The sequence below is a fragment of the Raineyella fluvialis genome (assembly GCF_009646095.1).
In the GTDB taxonomy this organism is placed as follows: Bacteria; Actinomycetota; Actinomycetes; order Propionibacteriales; family Propionibacteriaceae; genus Raineyella; species Raineyella fluvialis.
Map to the genome: position 1 here is coordinate 2,614,807 of NZ_CP045725.1, position 20,343 is coordinate 2,635,149.

A 20,343-nucleotide genomic window follows, 5' to 3' on the forward strand; every position below is an offset into this window, starting at 1 on the left:
GATGCTGGCAGCGGACCTCGGATTCGATCGACGACCCGCCGTGGCTGCCCTGGGTGGCGGGCACGGCCTTTACGCCAACCTCTCCGCCCTGCGCCGGATCACCGACCGGCTGACCGCCGTAGTGACCGTTGCGGACGACGGGGGGTCGTCCGGCCGGCTGCGGAAGGAGTTCGACATCCTGCCGCCCGGTGACCTGCGGATGGCGCTGGCGGCGCTCTGCGGTGACGACTCGCAGGGCCGGCTGTGGGCGGAGATCCTCCAGTCCCGGTTCGCGGGCAACGGCCCGTTGGGCGGCCATGCCATCGGGAACCTCCTCATCGCGGGCCTGTGGCAGAAGGTCGACGCGGTCACCGGTCTTGACATGGTCGCGTCGCTGCTCGGCAGCCGCGGCCGGGTGCTGCCCATGTCGGCGGTCCCGCTGGAGATCGAGGCCGACGTGATCGGCTACGACCCGCTGCACCCCGACGAGATCAGTGTGCTGCGCGGCCAGGCCCGGGTCGCCTCCACCCGGGCGGAGGTGACCCGGATCCGGCTGGTCCCGCAGGGCCCGCCGGCCGCGCCCCAGACCCTCCAGGCGATCCACGAGGCGGAGTGGGTGATCCTCGGACCAGGATCCTGGTTCACCTCGGTGATCCCGCACCTGCTGGTCCCCGAACTGGCCGACGCCCTGATCCAGACCCGGGCCAAGCGCATCCTCACGATGAACCTCCGGCCCGCCGGAGAGACCTCGGGCTTCACCCCGTCGCGGCACCTCGAGGCCCTCGCCGAGCATGCCCCGCTGCTGCGTCTCGACGTGGTGCTCGCGGATCCCCGGTTCGTCGCGGACGATCGCGATCACCTGGAGGGGTACGCGCACTCCCTGGGTGCCGAACTGGTGGTCGCCGAGGTGGCCATGCGCGACGGGACACCGCGTCACGACCCGTTGCGCCTCGCCGCCGCGTACGCGGAGATCATGGGGCTGTGAGTCCCGTGCCCCGGTCCGGTGCTGCGGACCGGCGGGATCGGTGTGGGAGCATGGGGCAATGGCGATGACCCAACAGGTGAAGGCGGAGCTGTCCACGGTTCCGGTCTCGAGGACCCCGTCCCGCGTCGCGGAGATGGCTGCGGTCCTGCGGTTCGCCGGCGGCCTGCACCTCGCCGGGGGCGGATCGTCATCGAGGCTGAACTGGACACCGGTGCCGCTGCCCGGCGGCTCCGCACGGCCATCCAGGAGGTCTACGGGTATCCCTCGGAGCTCGTCGTCGTCAACGGATCCGGCCTCCGCAAGGCGACCCGCTACATCGTCCGGATGACCACCCACGGCGACGACCTCGCCCGGCGGACCGGCCTGATCGACCACCACGGCCGCCCCGTCCGCGGACTCCCGCCGCAGATCGTCGGTGGCGATCCGGATGCCGCCGTGGCCGCCTGGCGCGGAGCGTTCCTGGCCCACGGCTCGCTCACCGAGCCGGGACGGTCGATGGCCCTGGAGATCACCTGCCCCGGCCCCGAGTCCGCACTCGCCCTGGTCGGGGCCGCCCGGCGCGTCGGTATCGGCGCCAAGGCCCGGGTCGTGCGCGAGATCGACCGGGTGGCGATCCGGGACGGCGACGCCATCGCCGCCATGCTCACCCGGCTCGGCGCCCACGATTCCGTGCTCGCCTGGGAGGAGCGGCGGATGCGCCGCGAGGTGCGGGCCTCGGCCAACCGACTCGCGAACTTCGACGACGCCAACCTCCGGCGCTCCGCCCAGGCCGCGGTGGCCGCCAGCGCGCGGGTCGGCAGGGCCCTGGAGATCCTCGGCGGGGACGTCCCCGAACACCTGCGGCGCGCCGGGGAGTTGCGGATGGAGAACAAGCAGGCCAGCCTCGAGGAACTGGGGCACCTGCACGAGCCGCCGCTCACCAAGGACGCCATCGCCGGCCGGATCCGCCGGCTGCTCGGGATGGCCGATCGTCGGGCCGCCGAACTCGGCATTCCGGACACCGAGGCCAGCATCACGCCCGACATGCTGGCCGACGAGGACTGAGCCCTACCCACACGCCGTCGGGGCGCGAGCGTACGTTCGGGCCGGAGGCGTACGCTCAGCCGCACCCGTGCGGTCAGTAGGCCTTCGGCTGGTCGGAGGTGTCGGGCGCCTTGTCACCGAGGATGTGGCTGACCTGGGCCCGGCCCCGGTCAGCAGCAGGCCGGAGTCGCTGCTGGGGTTGACCATGTCGGCGCCCTCGTCAGCCCAGTACTTCGCCTCGTCCTCGTCGGCGCAGTAGATCGCCATCTTCAGGCCGTGCTCGTGGCTGCGGTCGAGGATGGTGTGGACCATGTCGACGATCTGCTGGGGCATCGTGCCGCCGGCCTTGAGGCCGACGCTGAGGGCCAGGTCGTTGGGTCCGACGAAGACACCGTAGAGGCCGGGGGTGTCCATGATGGCGTCCATGTTCTCGAAGCCCTGCGCGGACTCGATCTGCGGCCAGACCTGGATCACCTGGTCCGCTTCCTGGAAGTAGCTCGGCCCGGCGTAAAGGGTGCCGCGGGTCGGGCCGAGGGAACGGGTCCCCAGCGGCGGGTAGTAACAGGCCCGGGCCACTGTCTCGGCCTGCTCAGCGGTGGAGACGTCCGGGACGATGACGCCGTACGCTCCGGCGTCGAGCAGCCACCCGATCTCGCGGGGGTCCTGGCTGGGGGAGCGGACGAACGGACTGGCGTGTCCGGCGCAGACGGCCTGGAGCATCGGCATGATGGCGTCCCGGCCGAACATGCCGTGCTGGGCATCGATCGTCACCGAGTCGAAACCGGCGTACGAGAGGATCTCCGCGACGTACGTCGACTCCATCGTCACCCAGGCGTTCACCGCCGTACGTCCTGACGTGATGGCGTCGTCGACCCGGTTCGTACGGAGCATCGGTGGTCCTCTCGATCCGCGGGGAACCGCGGCCTTCGCGAGCCCCTCCCAGGACCGGCGGCTGAGCGGCCCCGCGATATCTTACCGCTTGTCGGAGTGGGGTACCCCGCCTGCGAGTCCGGTGGGAGGCCTTATTAGGCTTAGTCATGTCCGTCAGGGTGGACGGGCTCACCCCTCATCCACCAGTAGTCTTTTCTAGGAGACACACACATGACCGTCAAGGTTGGCATCAACGGTTTCGGCCGCATCGGCCGTAACTTCTACCGAGCCCTGGTCGCCTCCGGCGCTGATGTCGAGGTCGTCGGCGTCAACGACCTGACCGACAACAAGACCCTCGCCCACCTGCTCAAGTACGACTCGATCCTCGGTCGCTTCGACGGCGAGATCACGTACGACGACGAGTCCCTCACGGTCGACGGCAAGAAGATCATGGCGTACGCCGAGAAGGACCCGACCCAGCTCCCGTGGGGCCAGATCGGTGCCGACATCGTCATCGAGTCGACCGGTCGCTTCACCGACGCCACCAAGGCCCAGGCCCACATCCAGGCCGGCGCCAAGAAGGTCATCATCTCCGCCCCGGCGAAGAACGAGGACAAGACCATCGTCATCGGCGTGAACGACGGCGAGTACGACGCGGAGCAGCACAACATCATCTCCAACGCGTCCTGCACCACCAACTGCCTGGCGCCGATCGCCAAGGTGCTGAACGACGAGTTCGGCATCGTCAAGGGCCTGATGACCACCATCCACGCCTACACCGCCGACCAGAACCTGCAGGACGGCCCGCACTCCGACCTGCGTCGCTCGCGCGCCGCCGCCCTGAACATCGTCCCCACCAAGACCGGTGCCGCCCAGGCCGTCGCCCTGGTCCTGCCGGAGCTGAAGGGCAAGTTCGACGGTTACGCCCTGCGCGTGCCGACCCCGACCGGCTCGGTCGTCGACCTGACCTTCGAGGCCGGTCGTGAGACCACCGTGGCCGAGGTCAACGCCGCGGTGAAGAAGGCCGCCGAGGCCAACCCGGGCGTCATCGCCTACACCGAGGACCCGATCGTCTCCAAGGACATCGAGACCGACCCGCACTCGACCATCTTCGACTCGGGCCTGACCAAGGTCATCGGCAACCAGGTCAAGATCGTCACCTGGTACGACAACGAGTGGGGCTACTCCAACCGCCTCGTCGACCTGGCCGTCCTGGTCGGTTCGAAGCTCTGATCTGATTCGGTCCCCGGCCGACAGTGCACACCGCAACGGGGTTGGCCACCGGCCAACCCCGTTGTTGCACGTCCACCCCGGCCGTATGCCCGTCCGTCGTCACGCGCGCGGGAACCACAGCAGCTCCCCACATTCCTGAGGAAGGTTCGAAGTGAAGTCAATCGAAGATCTGGGTGATCTCCAGGGCAAGCGGGTCGTCATCCGCTGCGACCTGAACGTGCCCCTGGACGGTGACACCATCACCGATGACGGCCGCATCCGTGCATCCCTGCCCACCCTCAACGCGCTGCGCGAGGCCGGCGCCAAGGTCGTCGTGCTGGCTCACCTCGGCCGCCCCAAGGGTCAGGTGAACCCCAAGTACTCCCTCGCTCCCGCCGCCAAGCGGATGGCCGAGCTGCTCGGCGTCGAGGTGAAGCTGGCCGAGGACGTCGTCGGCCCCTCCGCCCAGGCCCTCGTCGACGGCATGTCCGCCGGTGACGTGGTCATGCTGGAGAACGTCCGCTACGAGCCGGGCGAGGAGTCCAAGGACGAGGCCGAGCGCCAGGCGCTGGCCGAGAAGTACGCCGCTTTCGGTGACGTCTTCGTGTCCGACGGCTTCGGTGTCGTCCACCGCAAGCAGGCCTCGGTCTACGACCTCGCCAAGAAGCTCCCGAACGCCGCCGGCAAGCTGGTCAAGGCTGAGATCGACGTCCTCAAGCAGCTCACCGAGGAGCCGGCCCGTCCGTACGTCGTCGTCCTCGGCGGCGCCAAGGTCGCGGACAAGCTCGCCGTGATCGACAACCTGCTCAAGACCGCCGACACCCTGGTGATCGGCGGCGGCATGGCCTACACGTTCCTCAAGGCCAAGGGCTACGAGGTCGGCACCTCCCTCCTCGACGAGGAGAAGGTCGAGGTCTGCAAGCAGTACCTGGAGCAGGCCACCGCCGCGGGCAAGCAGATCCTGCTGCCCGTCGACACCGTCGTCTCCCCGGCGTTCCCCTCGGGTGAGGGACCGTTCGAGTCCACCGTGATCGACTCCGACAAGCTCCCCGCGGACCAGATGGGCCTCGACATCGGCCCGAAGACGGCGGAGCTCTTCGCCGAGGCCGTCAAGGGCGCCAAGACCGTGTTCTGGAACGGCCCGATGGGCGTCTTCGAGGTCGCCGACTTCTCCAAGGGCACCAAGGCCGTCGCGCAGGCGCTGACCGAGGTCGACGGGCTGTCCGTCGTCGGTGGCGGCGACTCCGCGGCCGCCGTGCGTGAGCTCGGCTTCAGCGACGACCAGTTCGGCCACATCTCCACCGGCGGTGGCGCCTCGCTGGAGTACCTCGAGGGCAAGACCCTGCCGGGTCTCGACGTCCTCGGCTGAGAAAGGAACCACACCATGGCAGCACGCAAGCCCCTGATGGCGGGCAACTGGAAGATGAACCTGGACCACTTCGAGGCCACCGCCTTGGTCCAGAAGCTCGCCTGGGCCCTCGCCGACGCGAACTACGACCCCCAGCAGGCGGAGGCCGTCGTCCTGACGCCCTTCACCGACATCCGTTCCGTGCAGACCCTGATCGAGTCGGACAAGCTCCCGCTCGGCTTCGGTGCGCAGGACGTCTCCGAGCACGACTCGGGCGCCTACACCGGTGAGGTGTCCGCGACGATGCTGAAGAAGCTCGACTGCACGTACGTGGCCGTCGGCCACTCCGAGCGCCGTCAGTACCACGCGGAGACCGACGAGATCGTCAACACCAAGTCCCGCAAGGCTCTCGAGGCCGGCATCACGCCGATCGTCTGCGTGGGTGAGGGTCTGGACATCCGCAAGGAGGGGCGCCACGTCCCCTACACGGTTGCCCAGGTCGAGGGTGCCTTCGCCGGCTGGACCGCCGACGAGGTCGCCAAGGTCGTCATCGCGTACGAGCCCGTCTGGGCCATCGGCACCGGTGAGGTCGCCACCCCGAGGACGCACAGGAGGTGTGTGCGGCCATCCGCGCCAGCCTGGCTTCGTCCTTCGGGGCCGATGTCGCCGACGCCGTCCGCGTGCTCTACGGCGGCTCGGTGAAGGCAGGCAACGTCAAGGAGATCATGGCCCAGGCCGACGTCGACGGGGCTCTCGTAGGCGGCGCCAGCCTCAAGGTCGACGACTTCGTGCCGATCGTCACCTTCTACGCCTGAGCAATCGGCCTGATCCGACGTAGGCCCGGGGCCGTGACTGGCCCTCGGGCGCGTCAGGTCTTTCGGCTCGTCGGCTCGTCGGCTCGTCGGCCCATCGGCTCGTCGGCCTGTCGGCCTGTCGGCCCATCGGCCTGTCGGGTCCGAGGCGGGTGCCCGGTTCTCCGGGTGCCCGCCTTCGTCGTATCGGCGGGAGTGGACAGACACATTTGCTCAGCTCTGCATTTCGCCCGTGCAAAAGTGCGGGTCATTCAGCAACTTTGCACGGGCAGGGGCGCTCAGTGTCCACACCCGTCTGACGCGGGAGGGCCCGGCTCCACACACTGGCGCCACAGCGGCCCACCCCGTACCGCCGCGTCTCACGCTCATCGCATGAAACGACCGGCTCAACCCTCATCGGCGCTCACCGACATCATCCGCAGCCAGAACGGCGTCATCACTGTCCGGCAAGCCCTCGACGAGGGATTCCCGTACGCCTCCATCCGTCGTCACGTCCGGTCCGGCACCTGGCAGCGCATGGCACCGGGGATCCTGCTGACGGGCCAGGGCGAACCCACCCTGGAGCAGCTCTGCACCGTCGGCGTGATCCGAGGTGGCCCGGGCGCCGCCATCGGTGGCCCTGCCGGCGCGAAACTCTGCGGCCTCAGGCCGACGGGCGAATTGCCGACAACGATCGACGTCTGGGTACCCGAAGGGTGCAACCGACGCCCGACGGGTAGATGGCGGTTCCATGAGGACGGCCAAGGGAGGCTCGCCGGCGTCTCCGGACGGCCACCCGTCGTTCCCGTTGAACACCTGGTCTGTGACCTGACCGTGGATCTCAGCGAAACAGAGATCGTCGCCCTCGTGACCAGCTGCCTGAGTCAGCGCCTGACGGACGAACGTACGCTTCTCGCGGTGGTGGAACGCCGGCCGCGGTTGGCCGGGCGGAGGTTCCTCCTCGACCTTCTCCGCGAGAGTGGGGGGCTCGACAGCGTCCTCGAGTACCGGTTCGATGACCGGGTGCTCAAACCCCATGATCTGCCCGTGGGGGTACGGCAGGCGGCCCGTTCCGGCTTCTTCCACGACCTCCTGTACGAGGCATTCGCGCTCATCGTCGAGCTCGACGGGCGGCTGGGGCACACCGGGGCAGGGAAGTTCCGCGACTTCCGCCGTGACAATGTCGGTGCGGTGAACGGCTGGGTGACCTTGCGGTACGGATGGGACGACGTCATGTCGCGGCCATGCGCTGTGGCTGGCGAACTCGCCACCGTGCTCCGACGCCAGGGCTGGGAGGGCCGTCGAGGATGCTGTCCCCGCTGCCGATAAGTTCCAGGTGCACTCGGACACAATTGGACTGCTCTACGTTTCGCCCGTGCAAAGGTGCGCGTCATTAAGCAGTTTTGCACGGCCAACCACCCATGGGGGGTCGGCCAACCACCCAACGGGAGTCGGCCGGGTGCCGGGCGGGAGTCGGGAACACCCGCCGACCCCGACGAATGTCATCGTCCGTCGGGACCGCCGTTTTCTGGCCGGACCACCGGCTGGGTTAGGGTATTCGCTATGTGGTGGCCCATCCTGACGCTCTCCATCGTGCTCGTGATCCTGAGCGTGATCCTCACCGGGTTCATTCTCCTTCACAAGAACCGCGGTGGCGGATTGTCGGACCTCTTCGGCGGAGGTATGTCCTCGTCGATGGGTGGTTCGTCGATGGCCGAACGCAATCTCGACCGATTGACCCTCGTCATCGGCATCATCTGGCTGGCGTGCATCGTCGGTCTGCTGGTGCTCTACCGCACCCACCCGGGCGCGTGACGGGGCGCACGAAACACCATGGGACAGGGGAGTACATCAAGTGATCGGTGGTAGCGCGATCCGCGGCAGCCGTGTCGGGGCCGGACCCATGGGGGAGGCCGATCGAGGGGACACCGCACCGCGGCGGTACGTCTCCTACTTCTGCGCGAACGGGCACGAGACCCGCCCGGCGTTCGCCGCGGAGGCCGAGATCCCGGCGGAGTGGGACTGTCCCCGGTGCGGCCTGCCGTCCAACACCGATGAGCTGAACCCGCCGCCGCCGCCCCGGACGGCCGTCTACAAGACCCACCTGGCGTACGTCAAGGAGCGCCGCTCCGACGACGAGGCCAAGGAGATCCTCGCCGAGGCGCTGCAGTCGCTCCGCGCCCGACGGGCCGCCGGCGAGGTCATCTACTGACAGGTAGCAGTCCCCTCGCGAAGCGCAACGGTAGCGCCCGGGACGCACTGATCGACTGTTCGAATCACCCCGAGGGTGTTGTCACCCTCGGGGTGATTCGCGTCGCCTGGCTCTCGACGGCCTGACGGTTCGACGTCCGAGCCCGGTCTCGGCCTCCCGGCCCCGTCAGGCGGACTGCCCCGTCAGGCGGACTCCCGCCGTCCCAGGTCGAGGGCACACTGGCCCTCCTGCCGGACCATTTCCGCCAGCACTTCGGCCAGGACGACGTCATCGTCCATCCGCCGCAGTTCCTCGGTGATCAGCTCGTCGACAGCGCGACGGCGCAGGGCCACCGTCCGCTCGGGCTGTCCCGGCATCCGGTAGACGGTCTCCTCGACGGCGGTGCGGACGATCTCGACCGTGCCGGCCGGGGTCGCCAGCCGGGCGGCAGTGATGCCTGGCCCTTCGGTCTGGATCACCTTCACGTCCACGCCCAGCCTCAGGCGCAGCCACGCGGCCAGCAGGCTGGCCGGGGCGTTGTCGGTGGCGGCCTCGACGGTGGCCGCCGTCACCGGCTGGCGCACCTGGTCGAGCCCCGCCGCGAGCAGCGCCCGCCAGGTGGTGGTCCGCGTCCACGCCAGGTCGGTGTCACCCGCGGAGTGGTAGTAGGCGCGGTGGATGATCGCCTGGGTGGGATTCTCGGCTCCCAGCGCATCGGTGATCCGACGGTTCGCCAACTTGCCGATCCGGTCCGTCAGCAGGTCCTCGGGGGCCTCGTTCGGCCACCACACGACGACCGGCAGATCGGGCACCAGCAGCGGGCGGAGCACCGACCCCGGATGCTCCACGGTGCGACCCCGCATGGTCAGCACCAGGACGTCACCGCGCGCCTCTGCCTCGGTGTGGATCTCCGCGTCCAGGCCGTCCTCCGCCTCCGGCTCGCGGACCACGATGAGGATCCGCGAAGGGTGCTCACGGTTCGCGGCCAGCGCCGCGCCATAGGCCTCCTGGTAGTCGTCCCGGTCGGTGGCGACGATGAACGTGTGCACCATGCCGGTGCCCACGTTGCCCAGCTCGTGGTGGTGGTCCAGGAGGGCGCGCGTCACCTTGCCGGCGGTGGTGTTCTTCATCTCGATGGTCATCACGGACTCCTCGTCAGCAAGCGGTGGTCAGGGCCGGCGCCACGCGACGCCGTCGCGGGCCAGCATGTCGATAGCCGACTTGGGCCCCCAGGTGCCGGGACGGTACGGCTCCGGCTGGGTCTTCAGACCGGCCCAGTAGTCGAGGACCGGATCGAGGATGCGCCAGGACTCCTCGACCTCCTTGTTCCGCGGGAAGAGCGGCGGATCGCCGAGCAGCACGTCGATGATCAGGCGTTCGTACGCCTCCGGGCTGGACTCGGTGAAGGACGAGCCGTACTCGAAGTCCATGTTGACGTCACGCACCTCCATCTGCGTGCCCGGCACCTTCGCGCCGAACCGCAGGGTGACGCCCTCGTCGGGCTGGATCCGCAACACCAGGGCGTTCGCGCCCAGGGTGGCGGTGTCGTGCGCGTTGAACGGGACGTAGGGCAGCGGCTTGAACTGCAGCGCGATCTCGGTCACCCGGGTCGGCATCCGCTTGCCGGTGCGCAGGTAGAACGGCACGCCCGCCCAGCGTCGGTTGTGCACGTCGACGCGGATGGCGGCGTACGTCTCGGTCGTGGAACCCGCGGGGATGCCGTCCTCCTCGAGGTAGCCCTTGACGAGTTCGCCGCCGGACCAGCCACCCTCGTAGATGCCGCGCGCGGTGTGTTGGTCGAAGCGGCGGGTGGCGCTGGTCGCCTCGAGCACCTTCTCCTTCTCGACGCGCAGCGCATCGGCGCCCATGCCGGTCGGCTCCTCCATCGCGGTGAGCGCGAAGAGCTGGAGCAGGTGGTTCTGGATGACGTCGCGGGCTGCCCCGACACCGTCGTAGTAGCCGGCCCGGCCACCGATGCCGATGTCCTCGGCCATGGTGATCTGCACGTGGGAGACGTAGTTGTTGTTCCACAGCGGCTCGAACATGGTGTTGGCGAAGCGGAGGGCCAGCAGGTTCTGCACGGTCTCCTTGCCGAGATAGTGGTCGATCCGGAAGACCTGCTCCTCGGTGAAGCCCGACGCCACCACACGCTCGAGCTGCTTGGCGCTGGCCAGGTCGTGGCCGAACGGCTTCTCGATCACCACCCGCTTCCAGGAGCCGTTCGACTCCTCGGCCAGGCCGTGCTCCTTGAGCTTGTTGATCACCACGTCGAAGAACTTGGGCGGCACCGAGAGGTAGAACGCGTGGTTACCACCGGTGCCCTGGGTGCGATCGAGGTCGTCGAGCGTCGCCTTGAGGCGGTCGAAGGCCTGGTCGTCGGTGAACTCCCCCTGGACGAAGCGGATACCGGCGAGCAGCTGCTGCCAGACCTCTTCCCGGTACGGCGTGCGGGCGTGCTCGCGTACCGCCTCCCCGACCACCTGGGCGAAGTCCTGGTCCTCCCAGTCGCGCCGGGCGAAGCCGACGAATGCGAACCCCGGCGGTAGCAGGCCGCGGTTGGCCAGGTCGTAGACGGCGGGCATCAGCTTCTTGCGGGCCAGATCGCCGGTGACACCGAACATCACGAGGACCGAGGGTCCGGCGATGCGGGGGAGGCGCCGGTCGCGCGGGTCACGCAACGGGTTCGTGTACGGGGCCTCCTGCGGCGTGATCACCGCTGCGCTGTCCTGGGTCATTCTGCTCCTTACGTCGGAGGGTCGCTCCCACCGTACAGGTGATTCAGTATTCAACAACGTTCGGTTCCGCTGGATCTGCTCTCGGGCGGAGCGCCGGGTCGGTCTACCGCCGGGTACGCCACAGGGGCTGGCACCATCGTGCCAGCCCCTGTGGTGTCGGGCGAGGGTCAGGCGTTGACGAGAGCGTTCTCCACGGTCTCGAGCAACTCCTTCCAGGAGGCGATGAACTTGTCCACGCCCTCCGTCTCGAGGACGCGGTAGACGTCGTCCATGTCCACGCCGGCGGCGGTCAGGTCGTCGAAGACCTGCTGGGACTCCGCGTAGTGACCGGTGATGGTGTCGGGCTGGGTCTCCCCGTGGTCGCCGAACGCCATCATGGTCTTCTCCGGCATCGTGTTCACCACGCCGTCGACGATCAGCTCGGCGACGTACATCGTGTCGGGGTAGGCCGGGTTCTTCACCCCGGTCGAGGCCCACAGCGGCCGCTGCGGGTTGGCTCCCTGCGCGGCCAGGGCCTGCCAGCGGTCCGAGGCGATGGTCTGCTCGAACAGCTGGTACGCCAGCCGGGCGTTGGCCAGGCCGGCCTTGCCCTTGAGCGCGGCGGCGGCGTCGGTGCCGATGGCGTCGAGGCGCTTGTCGATCTCGCTGTCCACCCGGGACACGAAGAAGGACGCCACGGAGTGGATCTTCGACAGGTCCTTGCCCGCGGCGGCGGCCTGCTCCAGGCCGGTCAGGTACGCGTCGATGACCTGCTCGTAGCGGGTGACGGAGAAGATCAGGGTCACATTGACGCTGATCCCCTCAGCTGTGGCGGCCGTGATGGCCGGCAGGCCGGCGAGCGTGGCCGGGATCTTGATCAGGACGTTCTCCCGGTCGACCAGGTCGTGGAGCTCCTTGGCCTGGGTGATGGTCGCGTCGGTCTCGTTCGCCAGGCGCGGGTCGACCTCGATCGAGACGCGGCCGTCGAAGCCCTTCGAGGAGACGTACAGGTCGGTGAACAGGTCGCAGGCGTTACGGACGTCGTCGGTCGTGGCGACGCGGATGACGCCCTCGACGTCGTGGCCCGCGGTCTTCAGCGCGGAGACCTGGTCGGCGTAGTCGTCGCCCTTGGACATCGCGGCGGCGAAGATCGTCGGGTTGCTGGTCACCCCGCGCACAGAGTAGTTGTCGATCAGGTCCTTGAGGTTGCCCGACGTCAGCCGGGCGCGGGACAGGTCGTCGAGCCAGATGGACACCCCGGCGTCAGCCAGGGACTTCAGTCGTTCGTTCATGGTCTTCCTTCGTGATGGAGTCGTGGGCTCAGGCGCCGAGGTGAGCGCGGCCCGAGGGGGCGCGCAGGTTGCGCAGGACGTTCCCGGCGGCCGCTGCCTCGAGGGAATCCTTCGCCGCGCCGACGACCGCCTCGGGGGTGAAGCCGAACTTCTCGAACAGCAGCTTCCCGTCGGCGGAGGCGCCGTAGTGGTCGAGCGAGACGGTGCGACCGGCATTGCCGATCAGGCTGTGCCAACCCTGGGCGATGCCGGCTTCGACGACCACGCGGGCGTGTACCTCGGTCGGCAGCACGGAGTCGCGGTAGGCGTCGGTCTGCTCGTCGAACCATTCGCGGCAGGGCATCGAGACGACCCGGGCGCGGATGCCCTCGGCGGCGAGCTTCTCCTGTGCTGCGACGCAGTACTGCACCTCGGAGCCGGTGCCGATCAGGATCACCTGGGGCACACCCTCGCAGTCCTTCAGCACGTAGCCGCCCTTGGCGACCATGGAGGCGTCGGCGAAGCCGTCGGTGCCGCGGGGGACGGTCGGCAGGTTCTGGCGCGAGAGCACCAGGGCGGCCGGCCGATCGTTGTTGCGCAGTATCTGGGCCCACGCCTGGGCCGTCTCGTTGGCGTCCGCGGGGCGGACGACGTCGAGACCGATGATGGCCCGGACGGCGGCCAGCGTCTCGATCGGCTGGTGCGTCGGGCCGTCCTCGCCGACGCCGACGGAGTCGTGCGTCCACACGTAGGTGACCGGCAGCTTCATCAGCGCGGCCAGCCGGACGGCGGGGCGCATGTAGTCGGAGAACACGAAGAAGGTGCCGCCGTAGACGCGGGTCCCGCCGTGGCTGGCGATGCCGTTCATGATGGCGCCCATGGCGTGCTCGCGGATGCCGAAGTGCAGCACGCGTCCGTACGGGCCGCCGCTGAACTTCTTCGACTGGCGGTTCTCCGGCAGGAAGCTCGGCTGGCCGTCGGGGGTGGTGTTGTTGGAGCCGGCGAGGTCGGCCGAACCGCCCCACAGCTCGGGCATCACCGGGGCGAGGGCGGAGAGCACCTTGCCGGAGGCGGCGCGGGTCGCGACACCCTTGGCGTCGGCCGGGAAGGTCGGCAGGACGTCCTCCCAGCCGGCCGGCAGCTCGCGCTCCTGCATGCGGTCGTAGAGGGCCTTGTTCTCGGGGTTCGCCTCGGCCCAGGCGTCGAACTTCTCCTGCCAGGCGGCGCGGGCGGCCTGCCCGCGGGCGACCAGGTCACGGGTGTGGCGGATGACGTCGTCGTCGACGGCGAAGTGCTGGTCGGGGTCGAAGCCCATCAGCTCCTTGGTGGCGCGGACCTCGTCCTCGCCGAGGGCGGAGCCGTGCGAGCCGCCGGTGCCCTGCTTGTTCGGGGCCGGCCAGCCGATGATGGTGCGCAGGCGGATGAAGGACGGCTTGTCGGTCACGGCCTTGGCGGCATTGATGGCTTCGTACAGGCCCTGCACGTCCTCGACGTAGTCCTCGCCGGGCTTGCGCCAGTCGAGGGTCTGGACATGCCAGCCGTACGCCTCGTAGCGCAGGGCGACGTCTTCGTTGAAGGCGATGACGGTGTCGTCCTCGATGGAGATCTGGTTCTCGTCGTAGATGACGACGAGGTTGCCCAACTGCTGGGTGCCGGCGATGGAGGAGGCCTCGCCGGACACGCCCTCCTCCAGGTCGCCCTCGGAGCAGATCACGTACACGTGGTGGTCGAAGGGCGATTCACCCGGCGCCGCCTCGGGATCGAACAGGCCGCGCTCGCGACGCGTGGCCATCGCCATGCCGACGGCGTTGCTGATGCCCTGCCCGAGCGGGCCGGTGGTGGTCTCGATGCCGGACGTGTGCCCGTACTCGGGGTGACCCGGGGTCCGGGAGCCCCAGGTGCGCAATGCCTCCAGGTCGGACAGCTCGAGGCCGAAGCCACCGAGGTAGAGCTGGATGTACTGGGTGAGGGAACTGTGTCCGGCGCTCAGGACGAAGCGGTCACGACCGGCCCAGTCGGTGTCGGCCGGGTCGTGCGTCATCACCTTCTGGTAGAGGGTGTACGCGACCGGGGCGAGGCTCATCGCGGTGCCGGGGTGGCCGTTACCCACCTTCTGCACGGCGTCGGCGGCGAGCAGGCGGGCAGTGTCTACCGCCTTGTCGTCCAGGGCGCTCCATTCGAGAGCAGTGGGGGTGGAGGTAACGGTCATTACTTCGTCCTTCTTTCCGGCGGCCCTGCCGGGGGTGGTGTCCCCGACGTCACACCCCGAGCCTACGCAGCCCCTCGAAACACTCGACATGGGGTTGCCAGGTATTGCGAGCGCGCGGTGCGCAGCACTTTGTGAGATGGCCGGAACGACCCGTGACCGGGCGTGCCGCAGGTGGTACGAACGGTGGGGCCTGTCGGGCCTTCCCGGGTAGGGTGAACCGGAGCAGGTCCGCCGGTCGCGGACCGCCGGAAGGGAATCGTGACAGTAGTGGATGCCCAGTCGAGGCCGGACTCCCACGACGGGGGGACATTGACCGTTCCTGCGCGGGCCGGTGTTGTCGATGTCGTCGGGGCGTACGTACGGCTCACGAAACCCCGGGTCATCGAACTGCTGCTGATCACCGCGGTGCCCGCGATGTTCCTGGCCGCGCGAGGACTGCCGCGATGGCAGGACGTCCTCGTCGTCCTCGTCGGAGGCTACGCCGCCGCGGGGTCAGCCAACGTCTTCAACAACGTCTACGACCGCGACATCGACGAGCAGATGCGCCGGACCCGTCGCCGTCCGATCCCGCGCCACGAGATCTCCGGCCCATCCGCGCTCGTCTTCGGGGTGGCCCTCGGGCTCGTCGCCCTGGCCGTGCTCGGACTGGGCGGCAATCCCTTGTCGGGCGCACTCGGACTGGCCGCGATCCTCTTCTACGTCTTCGTCTACACCATGCTGCTGAAGCGTCGTACGGCCCAGAACATCGTCTGGGGTGGCATCGCCGGCTGCTTCCCGCCCCTGATCGCGTGGACAGTGGTCACCGGCTCGGTCGGCTGGGCTCCGCTGGTGATGTTCCTGATCGTCTTCTTCTGGACGCCGCCGCACACCTGGGCGCTCGCCATCCGCTACCGCGAGGACTACGCGACGGTGGACGTGCCGATGCTGCCGGTGGTCAAGCCGGCCACCGCTGTGGCCGACCAGATCGTCGTCTACTCCGTCATCACCGTCGTGACCACGCTCGCCCTGTGGCCCATCGGGAGCACGGGTTGGCTGTACCCGGTCATCGCCACGGCCGGCGGGGTCGCCTTCCTGTGGGAGGCGGTCGCCCTGTGGCGGCGAGCGCATCGCGGGCTGACCGACGCCGCCCTCAAGCCGATGCGGTTGTTCCACTGGTCGAACTCCTACCTCGCGCTCGTCTTCCTCGCGCTGGCACTCGACCCGCTGCTCTTCTGAATCTCCCCGGATCGGCCCCACAGGGCGCGATCGGACGGCCCGGCTGCTGAGCACCGGGCCGTCTCGTGGCTCCCGGAGGCCTGGACCCGCACCCGTCGGCAGGGGCCGAATCGGTGCGTCGAGATGGCACGCCCGGTTTCCTGTGGAATAATTGCGCCCAGGTCGGGGCACCGCCGGTGCCCCAGGCCGGTGAGGCAGTGCCCGTGGTGACAGGACGGGCCCCGCTCCTCGAGACCGCGACGACCACGATTCGGATCGACCGCGGCGGGGTAGGCGGGCCGCCGTCTCCCGGAGACCACCAGCTTGGTGACGCGTCCCACGTCCGCCCGCCGAACCCGATCGGTGCCGGTGCCGGAGACAGCTCGCGACACCCGTCTCACCGGTGCGCCCAGCGCTCCGGGTGAAGGAGAGCCATGCTCGAGAACGAGCACACCCCCACCGCCGATGATCTGCCCAAGCCGCCGGCGGGACGCCGATCCCGCCGCCGCCCTGCCGGACCACCTGTCGAAGCCCAGATTCCGATCGCGCCCACCGCCGAGATCCCGGCCGCGCAGGAGGCCGAACCGGAGGGCGCTGCGCCCGAAGAAGTCGCGCCCGAGGAAGCCGCACCCGAAGCGGGCACCGCGCAAGCGGTCGCGCCTGCGGAGGCCCCCCGGCGCCGGACACCAGCCTGACCTCCGAGGTCGAGGCCAATGAACTCCTCGAGATCGAAACGGTCGCCGAGCACGCCGACGAGGCCGCCACCGAGCAGCCCGATGACGAGGCGGAGGCGCCCCACCGCGTCCCCCAGGCCGCTGAGCCCGAGGCCGACGACGAGGGCGCGGCTGATGAGGAGCCGGACGAGATCGAGGCCGGCGACGAGGAACGGGCCCAGTCCGGTCAGCCTCGTCGGCGTCGTCGTCGCCGCGGTGGGCGACGCCGCCACGGTGCGGAGGGCGGTCAGCCGGGAGCCGGCGCCGAGGAGGGCGAGGAGCCCGAGGAGACCGAGGGCGAGGAGTCCCCGGCGGAGCCCACCGGCGCCGCCGAGGCCGATCGTGCCTCGACCGAGGTCGAGGAGGAGGAGTCCGGCGACCAGACAGACGAGGAAGGCGCGTCCGGCGCCTCCCGGCGTCGCCGGCGTCGTCGCCGCCGTCGCGGTGAGGACACGAGCACCGGCGCCGAGGACGATCCGACCGAGGTCGTCGTCAAGGTCCGCGAGCCGCATGCTGCGGCCGACGACCAGATCCACGCCGTCCAGGGTTCGACCCGGCTGGAAGCCAAGCGCCAGCGCCGCCGCGAGGGACGCGCCGCCGGCCGTCGCCGCGCCCCGATCGTGTCCGAGTCGGAGTTCCTGGCCCGCCGCGAGTCGGTGCGTCGGCAGATGGTGCTGCGCCAGGGCGAGGAATACTCACAGATCGCGGTGCTCGAGGATGGCGTGCTCGTCGAGCACTATGTGGACCGGGAGTCGTCCTCCTCGCTGATCGGCAACATCTACCTCGGCAAGGTCCAGAACGTGCTGCCTTCGATGGAGGCCGCCTTCATCGACATCGGCCGGGGCCGCAACGCCGTGCTGTACGCCGGTGAGGTCGACTGGGATGCCTACGGTGCCGCGAACTCCGAGCGGCGCATCGAGAGCGTCCTGAAGTCGGGTCAGCAGATCGTCGTCCAGGTGACGAAGGACCCGGTCGGGGCCAAGGGCGCCCGGCTCACCAACCACGTCTCCATCCCCGGCCGCTACGTGGTGTACGCGCCCGGTGGCCACCTCTCCGGGATCTCTCGCAAGCTGCCCGATGTCGAGCGCAAGCGTCTGAAGCACATCCTTGCCGAGCTGATCGAGGAGAGCGCCAGCGTCATCGTGCGGACGGCCGCGGAGGGTGCCACCCGCGAGCAGTTGGTGCACGACGTCACCCGACTGAAGTCGCAGTGGGACGCCGTCGAGAAGCGCGCCAAGAGCGGTGGCGCCCCGCAGTTGCTCTACAGCGAGCCCGACCTGACGATCCGGACCGTGCGGGACCTCTTCACCGAGGACTTCGCCGAGCTGATCGTCGATGGCAACGGTGAGGAGAACGACGCGTACGACGCCCTCGCCGACTACCTGGAGCGGGTGGCGCCCCATCTGCGCGAACGCCTCGTCGAGTGGGACAGCGAGGCCAAGGGGGACGTCTTCGCGCACTACCGCCTCGACGAGCAGATCGCCAAGGCACTGGAGCGCAAGGTGTACCTGCCGTCCGGTGGGTCCCTGGTCATCGACCGCACCGAGGCGATGACCGTCATCGACGTCAACACCGGGAAGTTCACCGGCCACGGCGGCAATCTCGAGGCGACGGTCACGGCCAACAACCTCGAGGCGGCGGAGGAGATCGTCCGCCAGCTGCGGCTGCGTGACATCGGCGGCATCATCGTCGTCGACTTCATCGACATGGTGCTGCCGAGCAACCGGGAGCTGCTGCTCCGGCGGCTCGTCGAGTGCCTCGGCCGAGACCGTACGCGTCACCAGGTGGCCGAGGTGACCAGCCTCGGTCTGGTCCAGATGACCCGCAAGAAGATCGGCACCGGCCTTGCCGAGGCCTTCACGGAACCGTGCGAGGCCTGCGACAACCGCGGCTACCTCATCCACGACATGCCGGTGGCCACCCAGGCCCCGGCCGACGGTGGGGACCGCCAGGGTCGCAACAGCCGCAAGCGCAACCGGGGCAAGTCGGCGGCGTCCACCGCGGCGGTTCCCGCTCCGGTCAAGGAGGCCGACAAGGAGTCGATGTCGGTGGAGGCCAGGGCCGCCGCCCAGGCGGCCATGAGCGCCGTTGCGCACGCCGGGTCGAAGCCCCGGGCCGAGGAGCCTGAGGTGGCCGGCGGCCTGCCCGCGGCGGCCGAGTCGATCCAGGATGAGCGAGGGACGCAGCCGTCGGCTCCCGCCACCGCTGCGACGACGTCCGGCACGGCGGAGCCCCGCGCTCGGCGATCCGCGCGTTCACGCGGCAGCCGCCGCGCCGCCGGTGCCCCCGCGACGGAGTCGGTGGAGGTCGGCGTGACCGCCGCCACCGAGGCGCCGCTCCTCCCGGCAGAGCCCGCCCGCGAGGCGCCGTCCGCGACGGAACCACAGGCCGTCCCTGGCGATGCCCTGGCCGAGATCGTGGCGGCGCTGGTCGCCTCCGACGGTGAGGCCCCGGCCGTGCCCGAGGCGTTCGGGGAGCCTGAGTCCGTGACCGCTCCGACAGCCAAGAAGACGACCCGCAAGACCGCGGCCAAGAAGACGACCGTCACCAAGGCGGCCGCCACCAAGGCGCCGGCCAAGAAGACGACGACCCGCAAGACCGCCGCCTCGAAGGGCGCGGCCCCGGAGGCCGTCGCCGAGGAGGTCCCGGCGGACCAGACGCCGACAGCAACGGCGGGAGCCGAGCCGGCAGCCGCCGCGAAGGCGCCGGCCAAGCGCGCGTCCACGAAGCGTGCGACGGCCAAGCGGACGACGACCAAGCGGGCCTCGGCGGCGCCGTCCGACGCCACCGCGACGGCGGAGGATGCCGAAGCATCGGTCACCGCACCCTCGGTCCGGAGCCCCCGCAAGGCGGCGGCCAAGAGCACAGCAGGGACCGGGACGCGGTCCCGGACCCGTAAGTCCGCCTCGGCACCGCAGGGTGAGACGGCTGGTGCCGCCCCGGTGAGTGAGCCGGCAGCGGACGCCGTCGTGCCCGAACCGTCCCCGCAGGAAGCCTCCTCGGAGGCGTCCGCCGACTGAGCGGTTTGACCGGGACCGTCCCGACTGCGTAGTCTTGACCCTCGGTGCACTGAGGATCCCAGGGCTGTTCCAGTCGGGAGTTCCGGTCGCCGCACGACGGATTGATGACAGCCGGGCCGTTCCGACCCGGCATGACGTAAGTCTCCGGGCCCCCGTACGGATGCGGGCACGGCGGGACGCGGTCCGGGTGAGACAGATTCGACGAAGAGAGAAGGATAGGCGTGTACGCGATCGTGCGCAGTGGCGGCCGCCAGCACAAGGTTGCCGTGGGTGACGTTGTCGAGATCGACAAGGTCACCGACGAGGTCGGTTCCTCCGTTCAGCTCCAGCCGATGCTGGTGGTCGACGGGGACAAGGTGACCTCGGATTCGGCCGCCCTCGGCAAGGTCAAGATCACCGCCGAGGTGCTCGCCGAGACCAAGGGCCCGAAGATCCGGATCCTGAAGTTCAAGAACAAGACCGGTTACACCAAGCGCCAGGGGCACCGCCAGCGGTACACCCAGGTCAAGGTCACCGACATCAAGGCCTGAGGGAGGACCGAGCATGGCACACAAGAAAGGCGCGTCCTCGACGCGCAACGGTCGTGATTCCAACGCGCAGCGCCTCGGCGTGAAGCGCTTCGGTGGCGAGTCCGTCAACGCGGGCGAGATCATCCTGCGCCAGCGCGGCACCCACTTCCACCCCGGTGACGGTGTGGGCCGCGGCAAGGACGACACGCTGTTCGCCCTCGTCCCGGGCAAGGTCGAGTTCGGCACCCGTCGCGGGCGCCGCGTGATCAACGTGATGCCGGTGGAGGTCGCCGCGAGCGCCGAGTGAGGCGACG

General features: G+C 69.5%; 14 protein-coding genes and 3 pseudogenes. 12 read left to right on the top strand and 5 right to left on the bottom strand.

Annotation, left to right across the window (positions count from 1 at the left end; translation table 11 throughout):
- The first annotated feature begins 1 nt into the window (after position 1).
- Both Rai3103_RS11920 and whiA read left to right on the top strand, forming a co-directional pair.
- On the top strand, positions 2 to 964 hold the full coding sequence (locus Rai3103_RS11920) for a gluconeogenesis factor YvcK family protein (RefSeq protein WP_153572783.1): 963 nt from the start codon (positions 2 to 4) through the stop codon (positions 962 to 964).
- Positions 965 to 1,022: 58 nt separating this feature from the next.
- Positions 1,023 to 2,008: pseudogene (gene whiA, locus Rai3103_RS11925) on the top strand (DNA-binding protein WhiA).
- A 3-nt stretch (positions 2,009 to 2,011) separates the two neighbouring features.
- On the opposite strand, the gene Rai3103_RS11930 reads toward whiA, so the two are convergent.
- A complete protein-coding gene (locus tag Rai3103_RS11930; RefSeq protein ID WP_153572784.1) occupies positions 2,012 to 2,878 on the bottom strand; it encodes an HpcH/HpaI aldolase family protein in 867 nt (288 codons plus the stop codon).
- A 210-nt stretch (positions 2,879 to 3,088) separates the two neighbouring features.
- On the opposite strand from Rai3103_RS11930, the gene gap reads away from it, so the two are divergent.
- The 6 genes and pseudogenes from gap to Rai3103_RS11960 all read left to right on the top strand — a co-directional run bounded on the left by gap (position 3,089) and on the right by Rai3103_RS11960 (position 8,420).
- Positions 3,089 to 4,090, top strand: a complete 1,002-nt coding sequence (gene gap, locus Rai3103_RS11935; protein ID WP_153572785.1) for a type I glyceraldehyde-3-phosphate dehydrogenase — start codon at positions 3,089 to 3,091, stop codon at positions 4,088 to 4,090.
- 151 nt (positions 4,091 to 4,241) lie between these two features.
- Complete coding sequence (locus Rai3103_RS11940; RefSeq protein ID WP_153572786.1) at positions 4,242 to 5,438, top strand: phosphoglycerate kinase; 1,197 nt, start codon at positions 4,242 to 4,244, stop codon at positions 5,436 to 5,438.
- A 15-nt stretch (positions 5,439 to 5,453) separates the two neighbouring features.
- Positions 5,454 to 6,232: pseudogene (gene tpiA, locus Rai3103_RS11945) on the top strand (triose-phosphate isomerase).
- A 369-nt stretch (positions 6,233 to 6,601) separates the two neighbouring features.
- A complete protein-coding gene (locus tag Rai3103_RS11950; RefSeq protein ID WP_153572787.1) occupies positions 6,602 to 7,537 on the top strand; it encodes a type IV toxin-antitoxin system AbiEi family antitoxin domain-containing protein in 936 nt (311 codons plus the stop codon).
- A 234-nt stretch (positions 7,538 to 7,771) separates the two neighbouring features.
- Positions 7,772 to 8,023 (top strand): preprotein translocase subunit SecG, encoded by a 252-nt coding sequence (secG, locus tag Rai3103_RS11955; protein WP_153572788.1) that lies wholly within the window; start codon positions 7,772 to 7,774, stop codon positions 8,021 to 8,023.
- A gap of 40 nt (positions 8,024 to 8,063) precedes the next feature.
- Entirely contained in the window at positions 8,064 to 8,420 is a 357-nt protein-coding gene (locus Rai3103_RS11960; protein ID WP_153572789.1) for an RNA polymerase-binding protein RbpA, read from the top strand.
- A gap of 182 nt (positions 8,421 to 8,602) precedes the next feature.
- Here Rai3103_RS11960 and Rai3103_RS11965 read toward each other — a convergent pair whose 3' ends face one another.
- The 4 genes from Rai3103_RS11965 to tkt all read right to left on the bottom strand — a co-directional run bounded on the left by Rai3103_RS11965 (position 8,603) and on the right by tkt (position 14,593).
- Positions 8,603 to 9,541 (bottom strand): glucose-6-phosphate dehydrogenase assembly protein OpcA, encoded by a 939-nt coding sequence (locus Rai3103_RS11965; RefSeq protein ID WP_153572790.1) that lies wholly within the window; start codon positions 9,539 to 9,541, stop codon positions 8,603 to 8,605.
- Positions 9,542 to 9,568: 27 nt separating this feature from the next.
- Positions 9,569 to 11,134, bottom strand: a complete 1,566-nt coding sequence (gene zwf, locus Rai3103_RS11970; protein WP_153572791.1) for a glucose-6-phosphate dehydrogenase — start codon at positions 11,132 to 11,134, stop codon at positions 9,569 to 9,571.
- Between the two features lie 167 nt (positions 11,135 to 11,301).
- Positions 11,302 to 12,405, bottom strand: a complete 1,104-nt coding sequence (gene tal, locus Rai3103_RS11975; protein WP_153572792.1) for a transaldolase — start codon at positions 12,403 to 12,405, stop codon at positions 11,302 to 11,304.
- A 28-nt stretch (positions 12,406 to 12,433) separates the two neighbouring features.
- Complete coding sequence (gene tkt / locus Rai3103_RS11980; RefSeq protein WP_153572793.1) at positions 12,434 to 14,593, bottom strand: transketolase; 2,160 nt, start codon at positions 14,591 to 14,593, stop codon at positions 12,434 to 12,436.
- A 267-nt stretch (positions 14,594 to 14,860) separates the two neighbouring features.
- On the opposite strand from tkt, the gene Rai3103_RS11985 reads away from it, so the two are divergent.
- The 4 genes and pseudogenes from Rai3103_RS11985 to rpmA all read left to right on the top strand — a co-directional run bounded on the left by Rai3103_RS11985 (position 14,861) and on the right by rpmA (position 20,336).
- Entirely contained in the window at positions 14,861 to 15,808 is a 948-nt protein-coding gene (locus Rai3103_RS11985; protein WP_422396047.1) for a heme o synthase, read from the top strand.
- Positions 15,809 to 16,562: 754 nt separating this feature from the next.
- Positions 16,563 to 18,497, top strand: a pseudogene (locus tag Rai3103_RS17860) (Rne/Rng family ribonuclease); the annotation flags it as partial.
- 1,244 nt (positions 18,498 to 19,741) lie between these two features.
- On the top strand, positions 19,742 to 20,050 hold the full coding sequence (gene rplU, locus Rai3103_RS11995) for a 50S ribosomal protein L21 (RefSeq protein WP_153572795.1): 309 nt from the start codon (positions 19,742 to 19,744) through the stop codon (positions 20,048 to 20,050).
- A 13-nt stretch (positions 20,051 to 20,063) separates the two neighbouring features.
- Positions 20,064 to 20,336: a 50S ribosomal protein L27 gene (gene rpmA, locus Rai3103_RS12000; RefSeq protein ID WP_153572796.1), complete on the top strand. Its 273-nt coding sequence runs from the start codon at positions 20,064 to 20,066 to the stop codon at positions 20,334 to 20,336.
- The last annotated feature ends 7 nt before the right edge of the window (positions 20,337 to 20,343 follow it).

Bases quoted from the DNA above. Each gene is read 5' to 3' on its own strand.
- gap (WP_153572785.1), top strand. From the start codon at position 3,089: ATGACCGTCAAGGTTGGCATCAACGGTTTCGGCCGCATCGGCCGTAAC.
- rpmA (WP_153572796.1), top strand. From the start codon at position 20,064: ATGGCACACAAGAAAGGCGCGTCCTCGACGCGCAACGGTCGTGATTCC.
- Rai3103_RS11965 (WP_153572790.1), bottom strand. From the start codon at position 9,541: ATGACCATCGAGATGAAGAACACCACCGCCGGCAAGGTGACGCGCGCC.
- secG (WP_153572788.1), top strand. From the start codon at position 7,772: ATGTGGTGGCCCATCCTGACGCTCTCCATCGTGCTCGTGATCCTGAGC.
- tkt (WP_153572793.1), bottom strand. From the start codon at position 14,593: ATGACCGTTACCTCCACCCCCACTGCTCTCGAATGGAGCGCCCTGGAC.
- Rai3103_RS11930 (WP_153572784.1), bottom strand. From the start codon at position 2,878: ATGCTCCGTACGAACCGGGTCGACGACGCCATCACGTCAGGACGTACG.
- tal (WP_153572792.1), bottom strand. From the start codon at position 12,405: ATGAACGAACGACTGAAGTCCCTGGCTGACGCCGGGGTGTCCATCTGG.
- Rai3103_RS11920 (WP_153572783.1), top strand. From the start codon at position 2: ATGCTGGCAGCGGACCTCGGATTCGATCGACGACCCGCCGTGGCTGCC.
- zwf (WP_153572791.1), bottom strand. From the start codon at position 11,134: ATGACCCAGGACAGCGCAGCGGTGATCACGCCGCAGGAGGCCCCGTAC.
- Rai3103_RS11950 (WP_153572787.1), top strand. From the start codon at position 6,602: ATGAAACGACCGGCTCAACCCTCATCGGCGCTCACCGACATCATCCGC.